This is a genomic window from Bradyrhizobium sp. BR14999, assembly GCF_056106085.1.
The window spans coordinates 5,767,177-5,787,317 of sequence record NZ_CM148536.1 but is presented as its reverse complement, the minus strand read 5'-3'; the positions used below and the strand labels follow the sequence as shown (position 1 = coordinate 5,787,317).

The following is a 20,141-nucleotide window of genomic DNA, read 5'->3' as shown; positions in this document are numbered from 1 at the left end:
GCTCGCAATGACGGCGGAGGGATCAGGACCGCTCGCCCCACAGCGCCTGCACGATCGCATCGAGCCCATCCGTCAGCGCCGCCGGTCCTGGCTGCAAGATGATTGGCGACTTGATCTCGACGATACGATCATCGCGCACCGCCGGAATCTCGCCCCAGCCGTCGCGCGCGCGGATACGGGCAGGGACGACCTTCTTGCCGCACCACGACGCGAGGATCACATCCGGCGCTGCCTCGCGCACCATCTCCGCCGAGACGATGCGGTCCTTCGCCGCCTGCCGCGACCGCAGCTCCGGGAACACATCCACGCCGCCGGCGGCCTCGATCAGCTCGGAGACCCAACCGATGCCGGAGATCAGCGGATCGTCCCACTCCTCAAAGTAAACTCTTGGCCGCGGCGAGGGGCGGGGCGTTGCCGCGATCGCGGCGAGGCGCCGCTCGAAACCTTGGGCGAGGTCTTCCGCGCGCCCGGCCGCACCGACCAGCGCACCGAGCGTGCGGATCATCGCTAAGATTCCGGCGAGATCGCGCTGGTTGAAGACATGGACGTCGACACCGGCGCGGACGAGATCTGCGACGATGCCGGCCTGCAGATCGGAAAAGGCCAGCACCAGCTCCGGTTCCAGCGCCAGGATCTTCGGGATGTCGGCCGAGACGAAGGCAGACACCCGTGGCTTCTCCCGTCGCACCTGGGGCGGGCGCACTGCGTAGCCGGAGACGCCGACGATGCGGTCCTGCTCGCCGAGCAAATAGAGCGTTTCGACCGTCTCCTCGGTCAGGCAGACGATGCGGTGGGGCGGGAAGTGGCGCATGCGAGGAGCCTATGCACAATGTCTGCGCCGATGTCAGCCCGCCCATTACCTCGGACGTCATTGCTTTGCCGCGCGAAGCAATTCACGCTGAGACAACAACGAATTGGGAGCAGATCCGATGACGCCGCTCGAGAAACTTAAAGTGATGAAGATGCCGTTCGCCGAGCTCAAAGGCGTCGAGTTCGTCGAGGCCGAGAAGGATCGCGTGGTGGCGCGGATGACGGTCCGGCCCGACCTCTGCACGCTTCATCACACCATCCATGGCGGCGCGCTAATGGCGCTGGCCGATTCCGTCGGCGCGGCTGCGACCGTGATCAACCTGCCGGACGACGCCAAGGGCACGACGACGCTGGAGAGCAAGACCAACTTCATCGGTGGGGCCAAGGAAGGAACCACGGTGATCGCGACCGCTACCCCGGTCCACCGGGGCCGACGGACCCAGGTCTGGACCACCCGGCTGGAGACCGAGGACGGCAAGCTGGTGGCCGTCGTGACCCAGACGCAGCTCGTCCTCGTATGATTAGGGCCCTTGATTTTGTTAACGAAATAGTCACGTCAGGTGCCACTTACTTGAGCAAGCCTCCGTCTTGAAAAGCTTGCTGCGATGCACAATATAGGCGGCCTAGGGATTCGAACGCCTCCTCGAGGGACACCAAGAGGAGTTTTGACGTGGTACTTGAAGAGACCGTCCGCACCGCTCCGGGCTACGTGCGGACCCTGATCCAGCAGGAAGAATTGCCGCTTCTGCGCGATCACCTGCTGAGGCTTGATGCCGGAAGCCGGCACGACCGTTTCAACGGTTTTCTCGACGACAGCTTCATCGAGCGTTACGCCGCCCGCTGCGCCGAAGACGGCACCGTGATCGTCGCCTACATCGTCGATGGCGTGGTCCGCGGTGCGGCCGAGCTGCATCCGGCGGAGCACGATTCGCTGCCTGAGGTTGCCTTCAGCGTGGAGGCCTCCGCACGCCGTCAGGGCGTCGGAACCGTGCTGTTCCGCCGCCTGATCGCGGAAGCGCGCTGGAAGGGCTATAAGCGCCTGCGCGTCACCACCGGCGCCGAAAACCACGCCATGAGGGCGCTCGCCAGGAAGTTCGGTGCGCATCTGGCTTTCCGCCACGGCGAATCGACCGGGACGATCGATCTCGGCAAGACGCCCGAGGCGGAGCTTGCTGACCTCGCGGCCTCGCCGTTCACGGCCGGCCGGGCCCTGCTCAGCTTCAACTCGACCTGCTGGAAGATCATCTCCAGCATGTACGGCAATCGCGCCGCCTGAAAACGAAAAAGCGGACCGGCAAGGCCGGTCCGCTTTTGCATTCAGATCAAAGGAAAGAGCGCTTAGGTGCCGGTGCGCTTGTCGTTGCCGAAGCGGCGGACGACGCGGCGCTCGACCACCACTGAGCGCTGCGCGCCCTGTTCGCCGGCGATCACGCGGGTTGCGGTGATGCGGCTGTTGGTGCGGGCCTGCTTCTTGACCTCGGCCTGCACGACATCGAGCGGCATGCCCATCAGCGCTGCCGCGATCTCGGCCTGCTGCTCCTGGTCGTCGGTGATGCCGACGGCGGCGAAGATCGCCTCGTCCAGAGTGGGCGGATCGTGACGCACGCGCCGCGTGCCATATTTGGTATTCCAGTCTGCGCTCATAACGGCCTCGTTTTGATGCCGGGATACCTAGTGCCGCGAATGTTGCATTGCAATATGGAATCGGTGTGACATCTCAGCTATGCACCGGTCGGGTGTCAGGGCGGTGATGCGACACTTGCACCGACTTCAATCCCTTGCTGTGGCCAGCGTTTCAGCGCCGCGTGCCCGGCTTCGGTGAGCCCGTAAATTCCCCGCTCAGCACGCTCGAACCAGCCATACACATTGTTAAGCAAGATCTTACCGGCATCGGGACAGCGTTCGCGCAACTCGCTCACCCGCCGCGGGCCTTCGGCGAGCGCCGAGGCGCAGGCCAGCGCCTGCTGCCGATAGGCCGTCATGATCGGCGAACGGGTGCTGCCGCCGAGCACGGGATCGCCCTGGCGGCGCTGATGTTCGGCGACGAGCCGCGAGCGAATCTTCGGCTCGCGGCGCGGAGCCGCCGTCGGCGGCTTCACCAGCACCTCGACCTGGCCGCGATCGGTCACCCCGAGCATGCCGAAGCCGAGCCGGCGGCAGAGATTGCGGTAGCGCGCATCGCTCTCACGCCCTTTGCCGCGGGCCGACATTCTGGCGGCGATCCAGATTTCGTCGCCGGCCGGCGCGCGGTCGACCGCCTGGAGGATCAGCTCGAGATTGAAGGCGAGCTTGAGCTCGCCGATCACCACGACAGGTGGATCGCCGGCGCTGAGGCCCACGAGATCGCAGCCGCCGATCTCGCCCTTCACGGTGAAGCCGAGCTCTTCGAGGAAGCGTTTGACGGGCAGATAGAGCGCGGTTTCCAAAGACAAGTTCCGATGTCCGATCGGAGAATCAGTTGCAGGCAGTTTAGAGCCTTCTCGGCTCCGATTGAATCAGGGCTGTCTGGCAGAGATTCGGAGCGATACGCCTATACCCGCCCACCCACCGGGATCAGCGCACCGGTGACGCCGCTCGCGGCATCGCTGGCGAGAAACAGGATGACTTCGGCGAGCTCCTGTGGCGTCACCCATTTGGAGAAATCCGCTTTCGGCATGTCGGCGCGGTTGGCCTTGGTGTCGATGATCGACGGCAGCACGGCGTTGACAGTCACCTTGCCCTTCCACTCGTTGGCAAGCGCCTCGGTGAGGCGATGCACGCCCGCCTTCGACGCCGCATAGGGTCCCATGCCGGAGCCGGCCTGGAGCGCGCCCATGGCGCCGATGTTGACGATGCGGCCGGCCTTGGAGGCGGCGAGATGCGGCAGTGCCGCGCGCGATGTGTTGAGTGCGGTCAGGACATTCAGCGCATGCATACGCTGCCACGTCGCGGTGTCGCCGTCGCCGACGGTCTCGAAGGCGAAGCCGCCCGCGATATTGATCAGTGCATCGAGCTTGCCAAAGTGCTTTGCCGCAGCTTCGATCGCCGTCTTCGCCTGCGCCGCATCGGACAGGTCGACGCCGCCAATCTCGATGTTTTCAGGCGTTGCGGGGGCTTGCGATGGCGCGTAATCGATGCCGGCCACGCGCGCGCCGCGTGCCAGCGCCGTCTCGGCGACCACCTTGCCCAGCGCTCCCTGCGCGCCGGTCACGACAATGACTTTTCCCTGCACGGTGCTCTCCGTGGTTTCGCTTTGCCGGCGACTATTGCGTCCAGCGAATTGGACTTGCAATGGCGGCAGCTTCAAGGCTGGGCTATAGTTACAACTTTAGATCGGTGAGGAGGTTGTTCATGTCCGACAATTTGCCAACCATCGAATTTCCCGCTGCCATCGTCGACCTAAAATATCCGCTGATGCGGCTCCGGCAGGCTTTGGACGGGAAGGGTCCCGTTCGCATCGTGGCCATGGGGTCGTCATCAACGGCCGGACGAGCCGATGTTGTGCCGTACCCCTATCGGTTGGAGATGTATCTACGGCAATACTTCAAGGATGTTGTCCACCGGCCTGACATTCGGATTGACGTGCTGAACCGCGGCAAGGGCGGCGAAGAGGCAAACGAAGAACTCGGACGCTTCGAGGCCGATATCTTTCATGATGATCCGGCACTGGTCATCTGGCAGGTTGGAACGAACGCGGTCTTTCACAACGACCAGTACGACGTGGACGTTGTTGCCGGGAATATCAGGAAGGGCCTGGCGCAATTGCGCGCTCGCGGCTTCGAGGTTCTGGTGATTGATCCGCAATATGCGACGAAGATGCTCTGGGACGACCGTGCTGAGCTTTCGGACAAGATGGTCCGGCTGATCCGCGATGCTGCCAATGAGGCCGAGGTGAATCTGTTTCAGCGTTGGGCACTGATGCGGCATTGGCACGTGCAAAACAACGTTTCGTTCGAGCAATTGCTGGACACAGGTGATCCTGACAAGCTGCACCAAAGCGATTGGAGCACCCAGCAGATCTCCTTGGCCCTCAAGAGCGCGATGATCAAGGCCGTGGGGCTGACGGCTTGAGGCGCCCGCCGCGGATCACGCTTGCAGATAACGCTCCTTCAGCGCAGTCCGTTCGGCCGCGCCGAGCTTGAGCCCGTCGCGCAAATAGGTTTCGATATCGCCGTATTCCCTGCCGACGGCTTCGAACGCAGCAGCAAGGTAAGAGGCTTCGACGCTGCCGATGGCATTGCGTACGTCCTCCGGCAGGTCGGTAGCAGCCGTCGCATCGCGCTTGTAGTGCTGATTGGTGAGCAGGTAGTCCTCGGCAATGATGTCATCAGATACGCCGAGTGCATGCAGGATCAGCGCGCAGGCAAAGCCGGTGCGGTCCTTGCCCGCCGTGCAGTGGATCACGAGCGGCGCACGGTCTTCCAGCAGATGGCCGAACAGGTCGCGAAAGCTGTGCGTGTTGTGGCGCACGTAGTTGCGATAGGATTCGCGCATGAGCTCCAGCGCGACCGGTGCCGTCAACGTGCCCCGAGCGAGCTCGGCGCGCAGCGCAGCCACGACGGTCGGCTCGATCGGCAGCGAGTGCACGGTGATTTCGTCCACGACACAGACGCCTGCCGCGCGCTCCTCCAGTCCACGGAAATCGAATGCGCTTCGCACCCCCAGCGCGCGGACGATCTCGATGTCGGCTGCAGTGAGTTGGCCGAGATGGTTGGAGCGGAAGATGTGCCGCCAGCGCGTGATGCGGCCGTCGGTGGTCGGATAGCCGCCGAGATCGCGAAAATTGCTGGCGCCTTGCAAGGCGAGGTGGCGGGCAGGGGAGTCGGACATGAGATCAGCTTGGGTTATGGTTCCACCGGATGCGCTGCGGCATCCTTAAAGTCCAATACAGGGGGCGATCATGGGCCGACACAAGGCCATTGTTTTGGCTATCACCATGCTGTCGGCCGGAATTTTCGATAGTCGGCCGGCCGATGCGCAGACATTCCAGACCTATCGCTGCGCCGATGGTACGCAGTTCATCATCGGGTTTTATGACGGCGACAAGCGCGCCTTCCTCCAGATCGACGGCGAGCCGGTGACGCTTGCCAAGCGGCTGACGGTCTCTGGCGCCCGCTATTCGAGAGCCGGGATCACGCTGACGATCGGCAGCACCGGGACCACCACGATCAGACATCTGAAGCGGCCGGTGACCGCCTGCGCGGTGATCTGAACGTCTCTGTGCCCGCAAGAATCAAAAAGGGCCGAAACATCGTGGTTTCGACCCTTTTTCAAACTGCCGCCTGCGTTCGCGAGCGCGCGGCGCTATCAAACCAGCGACCGGCATCAGCGATCCCATTTCGGCTTGGTTTCGTCCACCGCGTCCTGGTGGTACCAGCTGTCGCTGCAGATCGAGACGTTCGTGGGAAGCGAAGCATGATCGGCGGGAAGGCTGGTCTCGCCATAGCGGCGTCCCCCAAGAGCTGCGCGGCCCCCGGCAGGGAATTGGTAGATCTTCGCAGATCCGTGACTCAGACCATTGTTCATCATTGCGATTTCTCCTTGGTCGAAGCGCCTTGGCCTCCATGGTGCGCCCGACTCGTTCGATTGTGGTTACTGAAATCCCCATATCGGCCGCGCGCCCCGAATTGGAAAGTGCTGAAAAGGAAATCAGTTGCCGCCCAATTTATAGGCAGGTCGCCTGCTGCATCTCCCAAGGCACCGTGTCGGTGACCAACGCCTGGGCTATTCCAAAGGTTGCTGGGCAGGGCTGTGGGGCTTTACGAAAGTTGCCGGACGTTGACGCGCGTTTCATCGGCATCCTCCAGCACCGCGCCGCCTGCTTCAGAATCGGGCGGTTTCCGCGGAGTTTTTGCGGTGCAGCTTCACGCGAAGGTGCGCGGCTATGACGCACGACGCCGGGGGCGGTTTGTCAGCGCCGAGGAGCCGCCTGCCGCAGTGGAAAACCTCCCGCAGTGCGGCCTTTTGGCACGTTAAATGCTTGTAAAGGGCCGGCCGATGGTGGCCGGGTACAAACGTGCGGGGACCCCAGGGCCCCCAACCTTTCGCATCATCTACAGAGAGGCTCAATGACCAAGTATAAGCTCGAGTACATTTGGCTCGACGGATATACGCCGACTCCGAATTTGCGCGGCAAAACTCAGATCAAGGAATTCGCGTCGTTCCCGACGCTCGAGCAGCTTCCGCTCTGGGGCTTCGATGGCTCCTCCACCCAGCAGGCCGAAGGTCATAGCTCTGATTGCGTGCTGAAGCCGGTCGCCGTCTTCCCGGACGCCGCGCGCACCAATGGCGTGCTCGTGATGTGCGAAGTCATGATGCCCGATGGCAAGACCCCGCATCCGTCAAACAAGCGCGCCACCATCCTCGACGACGCCGGCGCATGGTTCGGCTTCGAGCAGGAATACTTCTTCTACAAGGACGGCCGCCCGCTCGGCTTCCCGACTGCCGGCTATCCGGCCCCGCAGGGTCCGTACTACACCGGCGTCGGCTACTCGAACGTCGGCGACGTCGCCCGCAAGATCGTCGAAGAGCATCTCGACCTCTGCCTCGCTGCCGGCATCAACCATGAAGGCATCAACGCGGAAGTCGCGAAGGGCCAGTGGGAATTCCAGATCTTCGGCAAGGGCTCCAAGACCGCTGCCGACCAGATGTGGATGGCCCGCTACCTGATGCTGCGCCTCACCGAGAAGTACGGCATCGACATCGAGTTCCACTGCAAGCCGCTCGGCGACACCGACTGGAACGGCTCGGGCATGCATGCCAACTTCTCGACCGCCTATATGCGCGAAGTCGGCGGCAAGGAGTATTTCGAGGCGCTGATGGCGGCCTTCGAGAAGAACCTGATGGACCACATCGCCGTCTACGGCCCGGACAATGACAAGCGTCTGACCGGCAAGCACGAGACCGCGCCCTGGAACAAGTTCAGCTACGGCGTGGCCGACCGCGGCGCCTCGATCCGCGTTCCGCACTCCTTCGTCAACAACGGCTACAAGGGCTATCTGGAAGACCGCCGTCCGAACTCGCAAGGCGACCCCTACCAGATCGCCTCGCAGATCCTGAAGACGATCGCGTCCGTGCCGACCGACAAGAAGGCCGCGGCCTAAGATCCTCCCGGCCCGGGCCTGGGGGCTGACCCGGGTTGGTCTCAAATCCGCCGGAGCTGCAAGGCTCCGGCGGATTTTTGCATTCTGATGGCAGCTGTTCCTGTGACCCGCCGGCCTCTTCCCGCGCGAAGCTTGTCGATTGCGTTCGAATGCGGGAGAGTGCCCCCGGATGCGCGCAGGGCCGGGGACACGGCGGGTGTTTGAAGGCTTCTACAAGGTGAGATTTCAGCTCGGCGACGCCGTCGGCCGGAGCGTGATGCATGCCGGCAATGGCAAGATGCTCGGCGGCAATTCGGCCTTCGCCCATATCGGCACCTACGACAAGACCGACAGCGGCGTCGACGTCGTGATCAAGACCGTCCGCCATAACCCCGATCCGAACTACCGCGCCATGGCCGGCACCGACGATGCCACCTTGATCGCGAAGGGCTGGGCCGACGGCGATCTCTATCGCTTCAAGGGCGAGCTGAAAGAGCTGCCGGGCGTACCCTTCCAGTCGCTGATGACGCCGATCACCGAAGACGAGGTGCCGATCGTCGGCGGCGTTGGTGAGGCCGGGATTGCCGATGGCCTCTATTCGATTCATCTGCGGATGCTCGACGGCCTCGATGGCGGCCTCACCGGCGTGATGCTGCTCAACCAGGGTCGCATCCTCGGCGGCGATGCGGCCTTCTACTATCTCGGCAGCTACACCGCCGCGAAGGGTCGCTGGAAAGGCCAGATTCTCAATCAGGAGCACACGCCGGCCAAGGACGATCCGATCTTCGGCGGCCACGAGGTCGGCATCGGTTTCTCCGGCCGCTATGACGCGGAAGAGGCGGTACTGGAGGCAACGGCGCTCGCCGGCAAGCGCAGCCTGCGCCTGACCGCTGCGCTCAAGCTGATGCACCGCGCCTGATCGTGACAGGAATTGCATATGGACAACATTCGCATGCTCTCGACGCTCGGCCTGATGGGTGCGATGCGCAGCCTGTCGTCTGCGTATGAAGCTGCGACGGGCGTGCGCATCGACGCCGACTTCGCGCCGACCCAGGCGCTGCTAAAACGGCTCCGCGACGGCGAGGCCGCCGATCTTGTCATCCTCACCCGCGAGGGGCTCGACGCGGTGATCAGTGAGGGCCGCGTGGTCCCTGACAGCGCGGCTGACCTCGCGCGCTCCTATGTCGGCATTGCGGTGCGGGCAGGGCAGGCGCATCCCGACATCGCCGACGAAGCCGCGTTGCGCGCAACGCTGCTTGCGGCGCGGTCCGTCGCCTATTCGCGGCTCGGCGCCAGCGGAATCTACTTTGCCCAGTTGATCCAGCGAATGGGCATCGCGGCCGAGATCAACGCCAAGGCCACCATCGTGCAGCAGGGCTTTACGGCGGAGCGGCTCGTCAACGGCGAGGCCGATCTCGCCGTACAGCAGATCAGCGAGCTGAAGCAGGTCGATGGCATCGAGGTCGTCGGCCCGATCCCGCATGATTTGCAGATGCCGGCCGTGTTCTCCGCCGGCCGCATGGCGAATGCGACACATGCCGAGGCCGCCGACAGGCTGCTGCGTTACCTGGCCTCGCCGGAGGTCGTGCCCGTGCTGCGCCAATCGGGACTCGAGCCTTGAATTTGCCGGGGCGGGGACGCAACGTAGTGGCCATGCGCGCTTATCTCCTCGCAGCTCTCTTGGCGCTTGCCGCGCCCCTGGCGGCGCAGGCGCAATCGGCCGATCTCGTCCTGTGCGACCGGGTGGCGGCCGATCCCAGTGATCCCGACAAGCCGGCCGATGTGAAGGGCGTGACGGAGATCGCTTCCTCCGACGTCGCGACCGCCATCAAGTTCTGCAAGCAGGCCGCATCCTCCGCGCGCAGGGCGATGTTCGCGCTCGGCCGCGCCTATGCGGCCAACCGGCAGACGAGCGAGGCGATCGCCGCCTGGCGCAAGGCTGCCGACAAGGGATCGAGCTCTGCGATGGTCGAGCTCGGCGTCGCCTACGGCACCGGCTCCGGCGTTGCGAAGGACGAAGCACAAGCGCGCAAGCTGTTCGAGAAGGCGGCGCAATCAGGCAATCCCCGCGGCGTCAGCAATCTCGCCGCGCTCGGCGGCGCGGGTGGCGCTGCGCCGGCCGATCCCGCGCAGGCGCGCGCGCTGCTCGGCAAGGCCGCCGAGACCAACGCGGAGGCGCAGTACCAGCTCGGCCTGATGCTTGCGAGCGGCAATGGCGGGGAGAGGGACGACGCCGCGGCGCGCGCATTGTTCGAGAAGGCGGCCGCGCAGAACCATCCCGGCGCGCTGGAGCGGATGGGCGCTTTCGCCCAGGAAGGTCGCGGCGGGCCGAAGGACAAGGACGCCGCCAAGGCCTATTACGAGCGCGCGGCCGCGCTCGGCGACGATGACGCCAAGAAGGCGCTGGAGCGCATTCGCTGCCCCTATGCCATCAAGGACAAGCAGGGCAAGCTCGTCACCACGCTGTGCTTCTAGCTCACCTCTCCCTTCAGGAGAAGTGAGGGCTCACGCTGCACCGTCTCAACTCATTTCATGTAGTAGGCGAGATTGTTGCGGGCGTCGCGATAGGTCGTCTCGAGAAAATCGGGATACTCGGCGGCGGCCTGCGCCACGGCGCGCACGACGCAGGCCCAGAAATTGCCATCCCATTTGAAATAGGCCTCGGCCGCGCCCTCGAACTTGACCGCGGTGATGATGGCCTGCCGGATCGCATCGTCGTCGGCATGCGGATGGGCGCGCTTTAGGTATCCGAACATCGGCCCTTCATGGGCATGGTCGCGCTCGTAGCGGTATTGCTCGGCCATCTGCTGCGGCGTGAGGGTGCGATTGATGCGGACCTCCTCGGCGGTGGGACGACCCTCGATCGAATTCAATCGGAAGCGCCAGCGCCAGAGTTCGAAGGCGGCATCGAGCAGCGGCTGCTTCGCCGCGCTGGCGACGAATTCGGCGATCTGCTCTTCGGGCGATGGCTCTGTCTGGTTCATGCCCCTTTGGTCGCAAGCTTGCGCCGGCGGGTTCGAAAGGGGGGCAGGCAGGAACCAGCTTCGGCACCGGTCGTTAAACCCCCAACAAGCGGGAGGCGCGATCATGATCCGCAAACTGGCATCGGGCGAATACCGCCTCTATTCACGCAAGGTGAATCCGAAGACCGGCAAGCGCCGCAATCTCGGCACCTTCAAGAGCCGCGCGGCGGCCGAGAAGCACGAGCGCGAGGTGCAGTACTTCAAGCGGCACTGATGGACGGCGAATGCCCTGCAGGAGCCCGGCAAAACAAAACATGCGAAAACAACCCCATGCACAGTAGCCAAGGGATTGAAATCGCACACATTGCGGATTAATCGAAATTCGGTTGACCCGTCGGGCAAAACAGGGGCATGATGGCATCATGACGGCGAACGTCTAGCGAGCGGCCCTGCGCGAAAAGCCGGGTGGCTTCAATGCGGCGACGATGCTAGGTAGCCACAGTTTTTTTCGATTTTGCGGGTTCAAGACGTTGCTGGACGGACTGTACAAGGTTGAATACGGCGTCAACGATGCGTTCGGCCGCAGCATCATGTGCCTGCATGACGGCAAGATGCTGGGCGGCAATTCGGGCTTTGCGCATCTTGGCACCTATGTCGAGCGCGACGGCGAGATCATCGCCGAGGTCATCACCGAGCGGCACAACCAGGATCCCAATTACAAGCCGCTGATGGGCGCCGACGTCGCCTCGATCGGGGCGCGCGGCCGCCTGTACGGCAACCAGATCCGCCTTCAGGGCAGCGCGGACACGATGCCGGGCGCCAATTTCTGGGCCAATCTCACCCCGCTCGACGACGAGGCGCTGCCGCCGAGCGGAGCAGTCGGTTCGGGCGGGATCGCCAACGGGCTCTATGGGATGAGCCTGCGCGCGCTCGATGGCGTGGATGCCGGACTCTCCGGCGTGATGCTGCTGATCGACGGCCGCATCCTCGGCGGCGATGCGTTCTTCTACTATCTCGGCTCCTATTCCTCCGCGGACGGCCGCTGGAAGGGCGAGATGCTGAACCAGGAGCACACGCCGGCGAAAGGCGAAAATCCCGTCTTTGGCGGCCTCGAGGTCGGGATTGGCTTCTCAGGCACCTGCACGGCTGATAGCGGCGAGCTCGAAGGCATCGCACTCGCCGGCAAGCGCAGCTTGCGCCTTGCCGCTTCGCTCAAGCTGATGCGGCGGGCGTAGGGCATCTACTCACAGCGCCACGGCTGGATCAACCGGTGTGCTCGCGTTGAAATCCAGATAGATCGGCCGCACCGTCGCAGTCATTTACCTTGCTCGTTGTGGCTAAGCTTCAGCCAGGGCAATTGCTCGTTGGCGAAAAAATGCTTCCTCGGCTAGAGCTCCGCCGCCCGGTCGAAGGCACCGACGTGATAGTGCGTCTCCGTCGGAAAGTGCACGGTAGCGCAGGTCAGCGTCGAGCCGCAGCGGGCACAGAAACCGCGCGTCGTTCCCGGCGATGATTTGAACGTCGTGATGGCGCCTTCGGTCACCGTGACAGAGTCGTTCTCGAACCCGACGAACACGCTGACGGGCGCGCCGGAATGGCGGCGGCAGCTATCGCAGTGACACCAGAAGATTCCCTTCGGCCGGCCTCGCGCCTCGAAACGCACCGCCCCACAAAGGCAACGTCCTGAAAAGGTTTCGCTCACGTTCGTGCTCCGGGCCTGACCTCCATAGCGACGAATACTATCGCCCCCGAGAGGAAAGTGAGCGCGCCGATCGCTCCGATCGCCCAGGCCATGCCGAACAGGTCGGCGATGATGCCGGCCGATAGCGCCCCGATCGCGTAACCGAGATCGCGCCAGAAGCGGTAGACGCTGAGTGAGCGTGCGCGCCAGCTTGGATGCGAAGCGTCGGACACCGCAGCGATCAGGCTCGGGTACACCATGGCCGTACCAAGTCCGAGAAGCAGGCTGCCGACCAGCCACCATTCGAAATGGCTTGTTGCAGCGCTCAAGAATAGACCCGCGGCCTGGACCCACATGCCGGCCACGATCAAGCCCTTGCGGCCCCACCGATCAGAAAGAGGGCCCGTGGCGATCTGCAGGATGCCCCAGGTGGCCGGATAGACGGCCTTCAGTATGCCGATCCGGTCGACGGGGAGGCCGAACGAGGCGAAGAACAGCGGAAAGATGCCCCAGCTCATTCCATCATTCAGATTGTTGACGAGCCCAGCCTGCGACGCGGCGAATAGATTGCGATCTCCGAACGACGTGAGGACGAATATCTCCCTGAAGCTGATCGGGGACGCTTGACGCGCATGCGCTGCGGTCTCCAGCCGAACGTGCTCGCGTGTGTCGCGCACCAGCAGGATCGAGAGCACTGTGCCTAGAACCGCATAGGCAACGCCGAGGTAGATTGGTGCCGGCCGCAGTCCGTATTTCGAGGCGAGATATCCGGTGAGGAAGGCCGTCACGCCGACCGCAAGATAACCGGCGAACTCGTTCAGGCCAACGGCGAGTCCCCGCGACTTCGGTCCGACGAGATCGATTTTCATGATTACCGTCATCGACCAGGCAAGACCCTGGTTGATGCCGAGAAGGGCGTTTGCTGCGATGACCCATCCCCAGCTCGGCGCCCACATGATCATGAGCGGCACCGGCAGGCCGACGAGCCAGCCGAGGATCAGAACATTTTTGCGTCCCCAGGCGTCGGCGAGCTGGCCGGAGATCAGATTGGCGCAAGCCTTCACGACGCCGAAGCTGACGATGAAGGAAACGACGAACGTCGTCGAACTGATCCTGAATTCCTCGGAGCCGATCAACGGCACGACTGTCCGCTCGATCCCGACCATCCCGCCGACGAAGGCGTTGATCAGGACGAGCAAGGCGAACTGCGGCCAGTTCTCTTTCAGCCCCAGTTGGACAGACGAGGCAATCTGTGGACCAGTTACAGCTTCGGTCATTAGATCAGGCCGCGGCCGCCGCCATGCCTGAGTTTGCTGCCCTGATCCGCGCGGCCTCTGGCGGCGCCGGCGGAATCTCGGTGACCATGAACCGAACAAACTCGGCTTCATCCTCGATTTTGAACGCCTGATTGTGCCGCTTCTCGAAGCCGATCGCGGAGGATGGTTTGCCGCTCAGGCGCCGACCGCAAACCGAGCCGGCATAGGCGCCCGGCAGCACCTCGACGTAGTCAGGAAGCTCCTTCAGTCTGCTCACGCTTCGGAACAGTTGCCTGGCGCCTTCCTCTGCGCTCACGGCAAGTTCGGTGCGGCCGAGATCGCCGACCATGAGCGTGTGACCGGTGAAGACGAACCAGGGTTCGTTGGCGCGTGTTTGGTCCGTAACAAGGATGCAGATGTGCTCGGGCGTGTGACCCGGCGTGTGCATCACCGTCGCCGACACATTGCCGAGGGGAAGAACGTCGCCGTCGTGCACACCCTTGTAGGGAAATGATACACCAGCCTCCGTCGAGAGCACGTACTCAGCTCCCGCTGCGGCGGCGAGCACCCGTCCCGCTGACAGGTGATCGGCATGGACATGAGTGTCTATGACGAAATGGATCCGCATGCCGGTATTGTCGGCCGCCTGCAGGTAGGGCTGAATATCGCCGACCGGATCAACGACCGCGCCGGCAGCTTTGCCGCCGCAGCCGAAAAGGTAGGAGATACCGACTGGATCGCTATGCAAGAACTGGCGGAGAATCATGGACTTGCACTCCCTCGAGAGAAACGCTAGATACATTCAATCAATCTGCTGAATGGTATATTGAAGGACCGCCGTGTCAAGCTCAGGACCGAAACAGGAGATCTATGAAAACCTTGCCGAGGTGGCGCAGGCGCTCGGCCATGCTCACCGGCTTGAGCTGCTGGAGCACCTTGCGCAGGGGATACGCACCGTCGAGGAGCTGTCGGCTCGGGCACATCTGACATTCGCCAACACGTCGCGGCACCTGCAGATTTTGAGGCGCGCGCGCCTCGTCGAAACGGAGCGTCGTGGCAAGCACATTCTCTATCGCCTCGCCGGCGACGCCGAAGTAGTGACGCTGGTCAAGGCGCTGGGTCGGGTCGGTGAACGGAATGTCGCCGAGATCGGTCGTGTTGTGACCGATTACTTCCAGGCCCGTGATGCGCTAGAGCCCGTCTCGCGTGACGACCTGGTCGCGCGATTGCGGGACGATCTGGTTACGTTGCTCGATGTGCGGCCCGAGGATGAGTTCGCACTGGGCCATCTGCCGGGGGCGCTCAACATTCCTCTGGCCGAACTGGAAAGACGTTTGGGCGAGTTGCCGCAAGGCCGTGAAGTGATTGCGTATTGTCGCGGGCCCTATTGCGTTCTTTCGTTCGAAGCCGTGGCGGCGCTGCGGGCGCGCGGCTATCGCATTCGCCGCCTTGAGGACGGTTACCCGGAGTGGAAGGCCGCCGGCCTGCCGGTCGAATCCGTTGCTTGAAACAGGTCGATCAGGTGCATCATGGATGATAAGCCTCATCGCGCGGAACGCGCGTGGCCGATCGTTGGCGTAAAGGATCACAAGGCGCCCTCGGTATTCCGGCCTGAATCCCTGTTGAGGGAGGCGCGCCGGCAGAGGCAGTTGCCGCTCGTAGCTGTGCCCGAAATCTGCGTGCTCGATCCGGATGGTGACGTCGTCCGTCACCTCAAGCGGACCGGCGCCGGCCGCATCCATGAAGGTTGGGCCTGCTACCACACCGAGCTTCTTGCCTTCGATCTCGACGACATCGGCGAGGTCGGGATCGTCGGCTGCGCGGTCGGGGCACCCTTCGCCGTCCTGGTCGCCGAGCAGCTCTTCGCGTCGAGCTGCCGGCTGCTCGTCAGCGTCACCTCGGCGGGCCAGATCAATCCCATCGGACCTACTCCGTATTTCGTCCTGATCGACCGCGCGCTGCGCGACGAGGGGACGAGTTATCACTACCTGCCTGGCTCGACTTTCGCGGCAGCACCCGACATGTCGCTTCTGGATCGCGTCGAGCGGGCGGGCCGATCGCTGCCGGAGAAACTGCATCGCGGTTCGACCTGGACAACGGATGCCCCCTATCGCGAGACCGAAGCGGCGATCTCGCGAGCGCGCGAGCTGGGGACGCTCGCCGTGGAGATGGAAGCTGCGGCGCTCTACGCTTTCGGCACGACGAGCGGCAACTCGATCGTCTGCTTCGCCCACGTCACGAACTCGATGGCGCAGACCGAGGGCGACTTCGAGAAGGGCGAGGCCGACGGCACCAAGGCCACGCTTGCCGTCATTGCCGCTGCGGCGCGCGGCTGGCAGAATGACGCGAGGATCTCGGACGACGCTTGAACCGCAGGCAACAAATGCAGCTAGAGTCGACCCTCACGTGTCCGGCGTGTGGCCATCAAGAGATCGAGACCATGCCGACGGATGCCTGCCAGTTCTTTTACAACTGCAGGAGGTGCGGCCTACGGCTAAAGCCCAAGTCGGGCGACTGCTGCGTCTTCTGTTCCTACGGGACCGTTCCATGCCCCCCGATTCAAACGAGCGGGGTGCGCTGTTCGTAGACACGAGGGGCGCGTCGCTCTCGATTCATTTGTCGCGGCGGAAGTTGTTACTGCCGAGATTCTCGAGATTACGCCTTCACGCATAGACGACCGCTTGACGGACCTTTTCGCCTGACGCTTGACGATCTGTCGGCGGTAGCAGCTAATTGGCAGCAGCGACATCCCGCGACGCAGGACCTGGCTTACGCAAAGAGATCGGTGAATGGCCGAATGCCAATGCGTATGCGCGCGAGAACGCCGCTGCGCTGCCAAAACCCACGCGCCTCGCGACCGACTTGACGCGCTCGCCGCGCTGGAGCTCACGCTGGCCAAGTGTCAGCCGCCACGCCTTAAGATAGGCAGCCGGTGTAGTGCCGGTCACTTTGGGAAACAGAGTCATGAAGCGGCTCCGCGAGAGTCCGCTGATACTCGCAAGCTCCTCGGTGTGCCACGGGCGAGAGGGTTGATCGTGCATAGCGACCAGAGCCTTATGGATCGCTGGATGGGATAGGCCGGCAAGAAGTCCTGGTCGCGTTGAGCCGATATCGATTGCTCTCCGAAGCACAAGCAAGATGATCACCTCGCACAAGCGGTCGAGAGCGACTTGCCTGCCGCATCGCATGTCCGAGGCCTCGGTTACAAAGGCTGCAGTCAGAGCTTGTAGGGTAGGGGACTCGCCGAGGGGGATCACGATCCGCTCGGGCATTGCATTCATGAGCGGGTTTGTGATGCCCCCGAACTCGATGGTCGCCGCAGCCAGGATATCGCCGCCCCGATCGGGCATCGCATCACGGTGGGGGCAGAAGACGACGCTCCTTGCGCAGCCACCCTCTCCAACAACAACAAGGTTTGCGACCGCGTCTCGGGCATCTTTCGCAGCGACCGTAACCGACATTTGGAAGGCATCGAAGAAGGCGGAAAGCCTGTCGCGCTTGGCCGTCACAGGACTCTCAATCATGTTTCGGGGACCATTCATGCTCTCCAGTGTGGCATGAGCTGGATCTGGGAGCAACCGGTCCTGTGCTGCCCCTTGGTCCGTGAAAGGAATCCAAATGCTTATACCTCGCCAGAAAGCGCCGCCCCTTGTCGTAAACACGCTCGACCATGGTCCCTTCGACCTGGCAACCGAGAGCCCAGAGCGCATGTCGCTCGTCTGCTTCTATCGCGGCTTGCATTGCCCGATCTGTGCCAACTACCTGAAGGAATTAGAACGCCTGACGCCGGAATTTGCCATCCGCGGCGTCACCACCGTCGCTATTAGTTCAGATGGGGAGGAGCGAGCTCGCCAGATGGCGGACAAGATCCAAGCCAAGAATTTGCGTGTCGGATATGGTCTAGGACTGAGCGATGCTCGCAATTGGGGTCTGTATATTTCGACATCTCGGGGAAAGACCTCGATCGGAATCGAAGAACCTTCTTTGTTTTCTGAACCCGGCGTGTTTCTGATCAGACCGGATCAAACGATCTACTATCTCTCCGTCCAATCCATGCCGTTCGTCAGGCCCAACTTCTCTGAAATGGTCCAGGCGTTGGATTTCGTCATCAAGAACGACTATCCAGCCAGAGGAGAATATAACGGCGCGATTTAAGACATTGAACCCGTCTCGATCCCGCAGGCTCAAACGTTAGCGCTACCGCTTTCCGAAAGATTCCAGGCTCGCTGCCGGTGATCGCTGAGAACTGAGGCGGCGCGCGACAATCTAGGCCGCAGAACAATCTGCGGCCATTTTGCCTAGCCGTTACTCTTTTCTGAGTGCTCAGCTGAACTTGGTGAGTCCGGCTGCCGTATTCGACCCAATTGAAAAAAGCGCTCCTGTGAGGCATCCCACAAAGGTTGTGTAGTATTCACGATACGACTCCGAAAGGGCACCGATGCCCGGTCTCGTCAATTGTGGCGGGATGGCTATAGGAGAAATTCAAATGGCAATTTCTTATCCAAAGCCACATCCACCATCACCTGCTCCAGCTAATACCGCTGTACATAAGCTGGTCCACACCCCACCCAATGATCTTGTCCAGGCAGCGGAGTTGCACTTTCACAAGTCGCTAAAGCACGACGACGACGGGCGAGTGATCCCGAGCTCATTCAAATCATTTTTAGCAGCTCTGAATGAACATCGCCCGGCGGATTTTCAGAACATCGAGTCAGCCGGCCTCCGTCCGCTCGTAAATCCGCAAGCAGGTCTGGCCGCCGATCGACTCACCTCGGCTGGTTGGCATTTCCGCATTCCGAAACCACCGGAGCAGGACGGGAAGCATGAGACTGCAGCCGCGGAGATGATCGAGCTTTACTGGATGGCATTGCTCCGTGACGTCAATTTTCTGGATTATCCGAGCAACGCCCTGGCACAAGCCGCAGCCAGCGAACTGAGCGCTCTCAAGCTATATGCCCATCCCGACTCGAGTAATCATCCCAACTACACTGCCCGGCCCGTCACGCCGGCAACGCTTTTTCGAGGCGGCGAATGGACGCCAGCGGGACAAACGAACCAGGAGCACCTTGGGCCGCTCGTTTCACAATTTCTCTGGCTTGACGTGCCGTACGGGTCTTTGCGGATCAAGCAAACTGAAGGGCGGGTTGTAAACACCGACTATCAGTCTGGAGGCGTCCCTCACATGATCGCATGGGCCGATTGGCTCGACGTGCAGAGAGGAAAAGCCTTTCCGTCATCGATCGAACTCCCGGCCACCCCGCGGTACATTCAGAACGCGGGCGACATCGCGCGATACGTCCATCTTGACGCACTGTATGAAGCCTACCTGAACGCTGCCCTGATCTTGCTCGGTAGCCCTGGCGTTAAGCTGGATGCGGGAAATCCCTACAACCGGGATGCGCCGGTCTTTCCGCATGAGGAGGGCTTCGGCACCTTTGGCTCGCCGTTCATACTTTCGCTGGTCTGCGAGGTGGCGACATGTGCGTTGAAGGCGGTGTGGTACCAGAAATTTATCGGAAACCTGCGCCTGCGCCCGGAAGCCTATGGCGGTTTGGTCCATCGTGCGCTGCACCCCACGGGTTTGAAGGCCGCCGAGGCGCAATTGGCGCTCTCAAGCGGGCTTGCGGTGTTGCAGGCGTCCAACGCCTCGGGCGGCGCGGTTGCAAGAATCAGGCAAGCGAACGCCGCCCACGGCGCCAACAGCGACAGCTACTTGCTGCCGATGTGTTTCGCCGACGGCTCACCGGCGCACGGCTCCTACGGTGCGGGCCATGCCACTGTCGCCGGCGCATGCGTCACCGCGCTGAAGGCCTATTTTGCAGGAACACAGAAGCTCAAGGATGTTGGGATTACGCCGGTTATCCCGACGTCCCAAGGAACAGACCTGACAACTGTCGGAGTGCCAGATGCTGACCAGCTAACGATTGCAGGCGAACTCGACAAGGTCGCGTCCAACATTGCAATCGGACGCAACATGGCGGGCGTTCACTGGCGTACCGACTACAGCGCGTCCATGCTTCTAGGGCAGCGGATCGCGACGAGCGTCCTGTATCACCTCCGGCGGGACTACCATGAGCGTCCCTGGAAGTTCAGCTACCTGAGCTTCGGCAAAAAGGTCGTTGAGATAGAGCAGGACAGGGTCACCTACGACGGAGCCCTTGTCCTCGATGGTGACGACGACCTTGATCCTGCTCTCGAGGCGGCAAAGCTTTCGGCAATAGTTTAGTCGCGAGAGTCCGGCCTAACTGAATGTTGCTCTCGATCGCTGCGGCAGTAGCATCTGCCGCAGCGGGCTGGCTCTATCCATTGCTCCCTAAGTTGCTCGCCTCGATGAGCGTGGCCTTGATTCAGAATTGAACCATGGGAACGA

26 protein-coding genes are annotated in these 20,141 nt (G+C 62.6%); 15 read left to right on the top strand and 11 right to left on the bottom strand.

What is annotated here, in order from left to right; translation table 11 throughout:
* Nucleotides 1-22: 22 nt before the first annotated feature.
* Nucleotides 23-811, bottom strand: a complete 789-nt coding sequence (locus ACR9YP_RS27125) for a cobalamin-binding protein (RefSeq protein WP_438108774.1) — start codon at nucleotides 809-811, stop codon at nucleotides 23-25.
* A 118-nt stretch (nucleotides 812-929) separates the two neighbouring features.
* Here ACR9YP_RS27125 and ACR9YP_RS27120 point away from each other — a divergent pair, with 118 nt between their 5' ends.
* Together ACR9YP_RS27120 and ACR9YP_RS27115 are read left to right on the top strand one after the other, a co-directional pair.
* Nucleotides 930-1,331, top strand: coding sequence for a PaaI family thioesterase (locus ACR9YP_RS27120; protein WP_370985367.1), 402 nt, complete (start codon nucleotides 930-932; stop codon nucleotides 1,329-1,331).
* A gap of 149 nt (nucleotides 1,332-1,480) precedes the next feature.
* A complete protein-coding gene (locus ACR9YP_RS27115) occupies nucleotides 1,481-2,086 on the top strand; it encodes a GNAT family N-acetyltransferase (RefSeq protein WP_370985366.1) in 606 nt (201 codons plus the stop codon).
* A 62-nt stretch (nucleotides 2,087-2,148) separates the two neighbouring features.
* Here ACR9YP_RS27115 and ACR9YP_RS27110 read toward each other — a convergent pair whose 3' ends face one another.
* The 3 genes from ACR9YP_RS27110 to ACR9YP_RS27100 all read right to left on the bottom strand — a co-directional run bounded on the left by ACR9YP_RS27110 (nucleotide 2,149) and on the right by ACR9YP_RS27100 (nucleotide 4,021).
* Nucleotides 2,149-2,454 carry a hypothetical protein gene (locus ACR9YP_RS27110; protein ID WP_015686575.1) on the bottom strand — a complete coding sequence of 102 codons (306 nt, stop codon included), beginning with the start codon at nucleotides 2,452-2,454 and terminating at the stop codon, nucleotides 2,149-2,151.
* A gap of 95 nt (nucleotides 2,455-2,549) precedes the next feature.
* Nucleotides 2,550-3,236 carry a DUF2161 domain-containing phosphodiesterase gene (locus tag ACR9YP_RS27105; RefSeq protein WP_474221122.1) on the bottom strand — a complete coding sequence of 229 codons (687 nt, stop codon included), beginning with the start codon at nucleotides 3,234-3,236 and terminating at the stop codon, nucleotides 2,550-2,552.
* A gap of 104 nt (nucleotides 3,237-3,340) precedes the next feature.
* The gene (locus ACR9YP_RS27100; protein ID WP_438108771.1) at nucleotides 3,341-4,021 is read right to left on the bottom strand and encodes an SDR family oxidoreductase; all 681 of its coding nucleotides are present in this window, start codon (nucleotides 4,019-4,021) and stop codon (nucleotides 3,341-3,343) included.
* 119 nt (nucleotides 4,022-4,140) lie between these two features.
* Here ACR9YP_RS27100 and ACR9YP_RS27095 point away from each other — a divergent pair, with 119 nt between their 5' ends.
* Nucleotides 4,141-4,860 (top strand): SGNH/GDSL hydrolase family protein, encoded by a 720-nt coding sequence (locus tag ACR9YP_RS27095; protein WP_438108769.1) that lies wholly within the window; start codon nucleotides 4,141-4,143, stop codon nucleotides 4,858-4,860.
* Between the two features lie 15 nt (nucleotides 4,861-4,875).
* Here ACR9YP_RS27095 and ACR9YP_RS27090 read toward each other — a convergent pair whose 3' ends face one another.
* On the bottom strand, nucleotides 4,876-5,619 hold the full coding sequence (locus ACR9YP_RS27090; RefSeq protein WP_474217591.1) for a tyrosine-protein phosphatase: 744 nt from the start codon (nucleotides 5,617-5,619) through the stop codon (nucleotides 4,876-4,878).
* Nucleotides 5,620-5,689: 70 nt separating this feature from the next.
* Between ACR9YP_RS27090 and ACR9YP_RS27085 the strand changes: the two genes are divergently transcribed.
* A complete protein-coding gene (locus ACR9YP_RS27085; protein WP_438108767.1) occupies nucleotides 5,690-6,001 on the top strand; it encodes an MliC family protein in 312 nt (103 codons plus the stop codon).
* 113 nt (nucleotides 6,002-6,114) lie between these two features.
* Here ACR9YP_RS27085 and ACR9YP_RS27080 read toward each other — a convergent pair whose 3' ends face one another.
* Nucleotides 6,115-6,318 carry a DUF2735 domain-containing protein gene (locus ACR9YP_RS27080; protein ID WP_438108765.1) on the bottom strand — a complete coding sequence of 68 codons (204 nt, stop codon included), beginning with the start codon at nucleotides 6,316-6,318 and terminating at the stop codon, nucleotides 6,115-6,117.
* Nucleotides 6,319-6,857: 539 nt separating this feature from the next.
* On the opposite strand from ACR9YP_RS27080, the gene ACR9YP_RS27075 reads away from it, so the two are divergent.
* From ACR9YP_RS27075 to ACR9YP_RS27060, 4 genes are all read left to right on the top strand, one after another.
* Nucleotides 6,858-7,892: a glutamine synthetase beta-grasp domain-containing protein gene (locus tag ACR9YP_RS27075; protein WP_091892958.1), complete on the top strand. Its 1,035-nt coding sequence runs from the start codon at nucleotides 6,858-6,860 to the stop codon at nucleotides 7,890-7,892.
* Nucleotides 7,893-8,088: 196 nt separating this feature from the next.
* On the top strand, nucleotides 8,089-8,790 hold the full coding sequence (locus tag ACR9YP_RS27070) for a GrlR family regulatory protein (protein WP_128947761.1): 702 nt from the start codon (nucleotides 8,089-8,091) through the stop codon (nucleotides 8,788-8,790).
* Between the two features lie 18 nt (nucleotides 8,791-8,808).
* The gene (locus ACR9YP_RS27065) at nucleotides 8,809-9,492 is read left to right on the top strand and encodes a substrate-binding domain-containing protein (RefSeq protein ID WP_370985358.1); all 684 of its coding nucleotides are present in this window, start codon (nucleotides 8,809-8,811) and stop codon (nucleotides 9,490-9,492) included.
* A gap of 32 nt (nucleotides 9,493-9,524) precedes the next feature.
* Entirely contained in the window at nucleotides 9,525-10,346 is an 822-nt protein-coding gene (locus ACR9YP_RS27060; protein WP_438108763.1) for a tetratricopeptide repeat protein, read from the top strand.
* 50 nt (nucleotides 10,347-10,396) lie between these two features.
* On the opposite strand, the gene ACR9YP_RS27055 is transcribed toward ACR9YP_RS27060, so the two are convergent.
* Entirely contained in the window at nucleotides 10,397-10,855 is a 459-nt protein-coding gene (locus ACR9YP_RS27055; protein ID WP_438108761.1) for a hypothetical protein, read from the bottom strand.
* Between the two features lie 103 nt (nucleotides 10,856-10,958).
* On the opposite strand from ACR9YP_RS27055, the gene ACR9YP_RS27050 reads away from it, so the two are divergent.
* On the top strand, nucleotides 10,959-11,108 hold the full coding sequence (locus ACR9YP_RS27050) for a hypothetical protein (protein WP_007609497.1): 150 nt from the start codon (nucleotides 10,959-10,961) through the stop codon (nucleotides 11,106-11,108).
* 256 nt (nucleotides 11,109-11,364) lie between these two features.
* Entirely contained in the window at nucleotides 11,365-12,069 is a 705-nt protein-coding gene (locus ACR9YP_RS27045) for a GrlR family regulatory protein (RefSeq protein ID WP_438108757.1), read from the top strand.
* A gap of 152 nt (nucleotides 12,070-12,221) precedes the next feature.
* Here the strand turns inward: ACR9YP_RS27045 and ACR9YP_RS27040 are convergent, their stop codons facing one another.
* Genes ACR9YP_RS27040 through ACR9YP_RS27030 form a run of 3 tightly spaced genes read right to left on the bottom strand, consistent with a single transcriptional unit; the run spans nucleotide 12,222 to nucleotide 14,537 of the window.
* Nucleotides 12,222-12,536, bottom strand: a complete 315-nt coding sequence (locus ACR9YP_RS27040; RefSeq protein ID WP_370985355.1) for a GFA family protein — start codon at nucleotides 12,534-12,536, stop codon at nucleotides 12,222-12,224.
* On the bottom strand, nucleotides 12,533-13,792 hold the full coding sequence (locus ACR9YP_RS27035) for an MFS transporter (RefSeq protein ID WP_438108755.1): 1,260 nt from the start codon (nucleotides 13,790-13,792) through the stop codon (nucleotides 12,533-12,535). Before ACR9YP_RS27035 ends, ACR9YP_RS27040 begins: the two co-directional genes overlap by 4 nt.
* A 4-nt stretch (nucleotides 13,793-13,796) precedes the next feature.
* Nucleotides 13,797-14,537, bottom strand: a complete 741-nt coding sequence (locus ACR9YP_RS27030) for an MBL fold metallo-hydrolase (RefSeq protein ID WP_438108753.1) — start codon at nucleotides 14,535-14,537, stop codon at nucleotides 13,797-13,799.
* Between the two features lie 73 nt (nucleotides 14,538-14,610).
* Here ACR9YP_RS27030 and ACR9YP_RS27025 point away from each other — a divergent pair, with 73 nt between their 5' ends.
* From ACR9YP_RS27025 to ACR9YP_RS27015, 3 genes are read left to right on the top strand one after another with little or no spacing between them, the layout of a single operon-like run.
* Nucleotides 14,611-15,279: an ArsR/SmtB family transcription factor gene (locus tag ACR9YP_RS27025; protein WP_370985352.1), complete on the top strand. Its 669-nt coding sequence runs from the start codon at nucleotides 14,611-14,613 to the stop codon at nucleotides 15,277-15,279.
* Nucleotides 15,280-15,300: 21 nt separating this feature from the next.
* Nucleotides 15,301-16,140, top strand: coding sequence for a nucleoside phosphorylase (locus ACR9YP_RS27020; protein ID WP_438108751.1), 840 nt, complete (start codon nucleotides 15,301-15,303; stop codon nucleotides 16,138-16,140).
* A 14-nt stretch (nucleotides 16,141-16,154) separates the two neighbouring features.
* Nucleotides 16,155-16,358 carry a GDCCVxC domain-containing (seleno)protein gene (locus ACR9YP_RS27015; RefSeq protein WP_474217590.1) on the top strand — a complete coding sequence of 68 codons (204 nt, stop codon included), beginning with the start codon at nucleotides 16,155-16,157 and terminating at the stop codon, nucleotides 16,356-16,358.
* A 142-nt stretch (nucleotides 16,359-16,500) separates the two neighbouring features.
* On the opposite strand, the gene ACR9YP_RS27010 is transcribed toward ACR9YP_RS27015, so the two are convergent.
* Nucleotides 16,501-17,280 carry a helix-turn-helix transcriptional regulator gene (locus tag ACR9YP_RS27010; protein ID WP_245508814.1) on the bottom strand — a complete coding sequence of 260 codons (780 nt, stop codon included), beginning with the start codon at nucleotides 17,278-17,280 and terminating at the stop codon, nucleotides 16,501-16,503.
* A gap of 109 nt (nucleotides 17,281-17,389) precedes the next feature.
* Between ACR9YP_RS27010 and ACR9YP_RS27005 the strand changes: the two genes are divergently transcribed.
* Both ACR9YP_RS27005 and ACR9YP_RS27000 read left to right on the top strand, forming a co-directional pair.
* Complete coding sequence (locus ACR9YP_RS27005; protein WP_128934198.1) at nucleotides 17,390-17,926, top strand: peroxiredoxin-like family protein; 537 nt, start codon at nucleotides 17,390-17,392, stop codon at nucleotides 17,924-17,926.
* Between the two features lie 331 nt (nucleotides 17,927-18,257).
* Entirely contained in the window at nucleotides 18,258-19,997 is a 1,740-nt protein-coding gene (locus ACR9YP_RS27000) for a vanadium-dependent haloperoxidase (protein WP_438108747.1), read from the top strand.
* The last annotated feature ends 144 nt before the right edge of the window (nucleotides 19,998-20,141 follow it).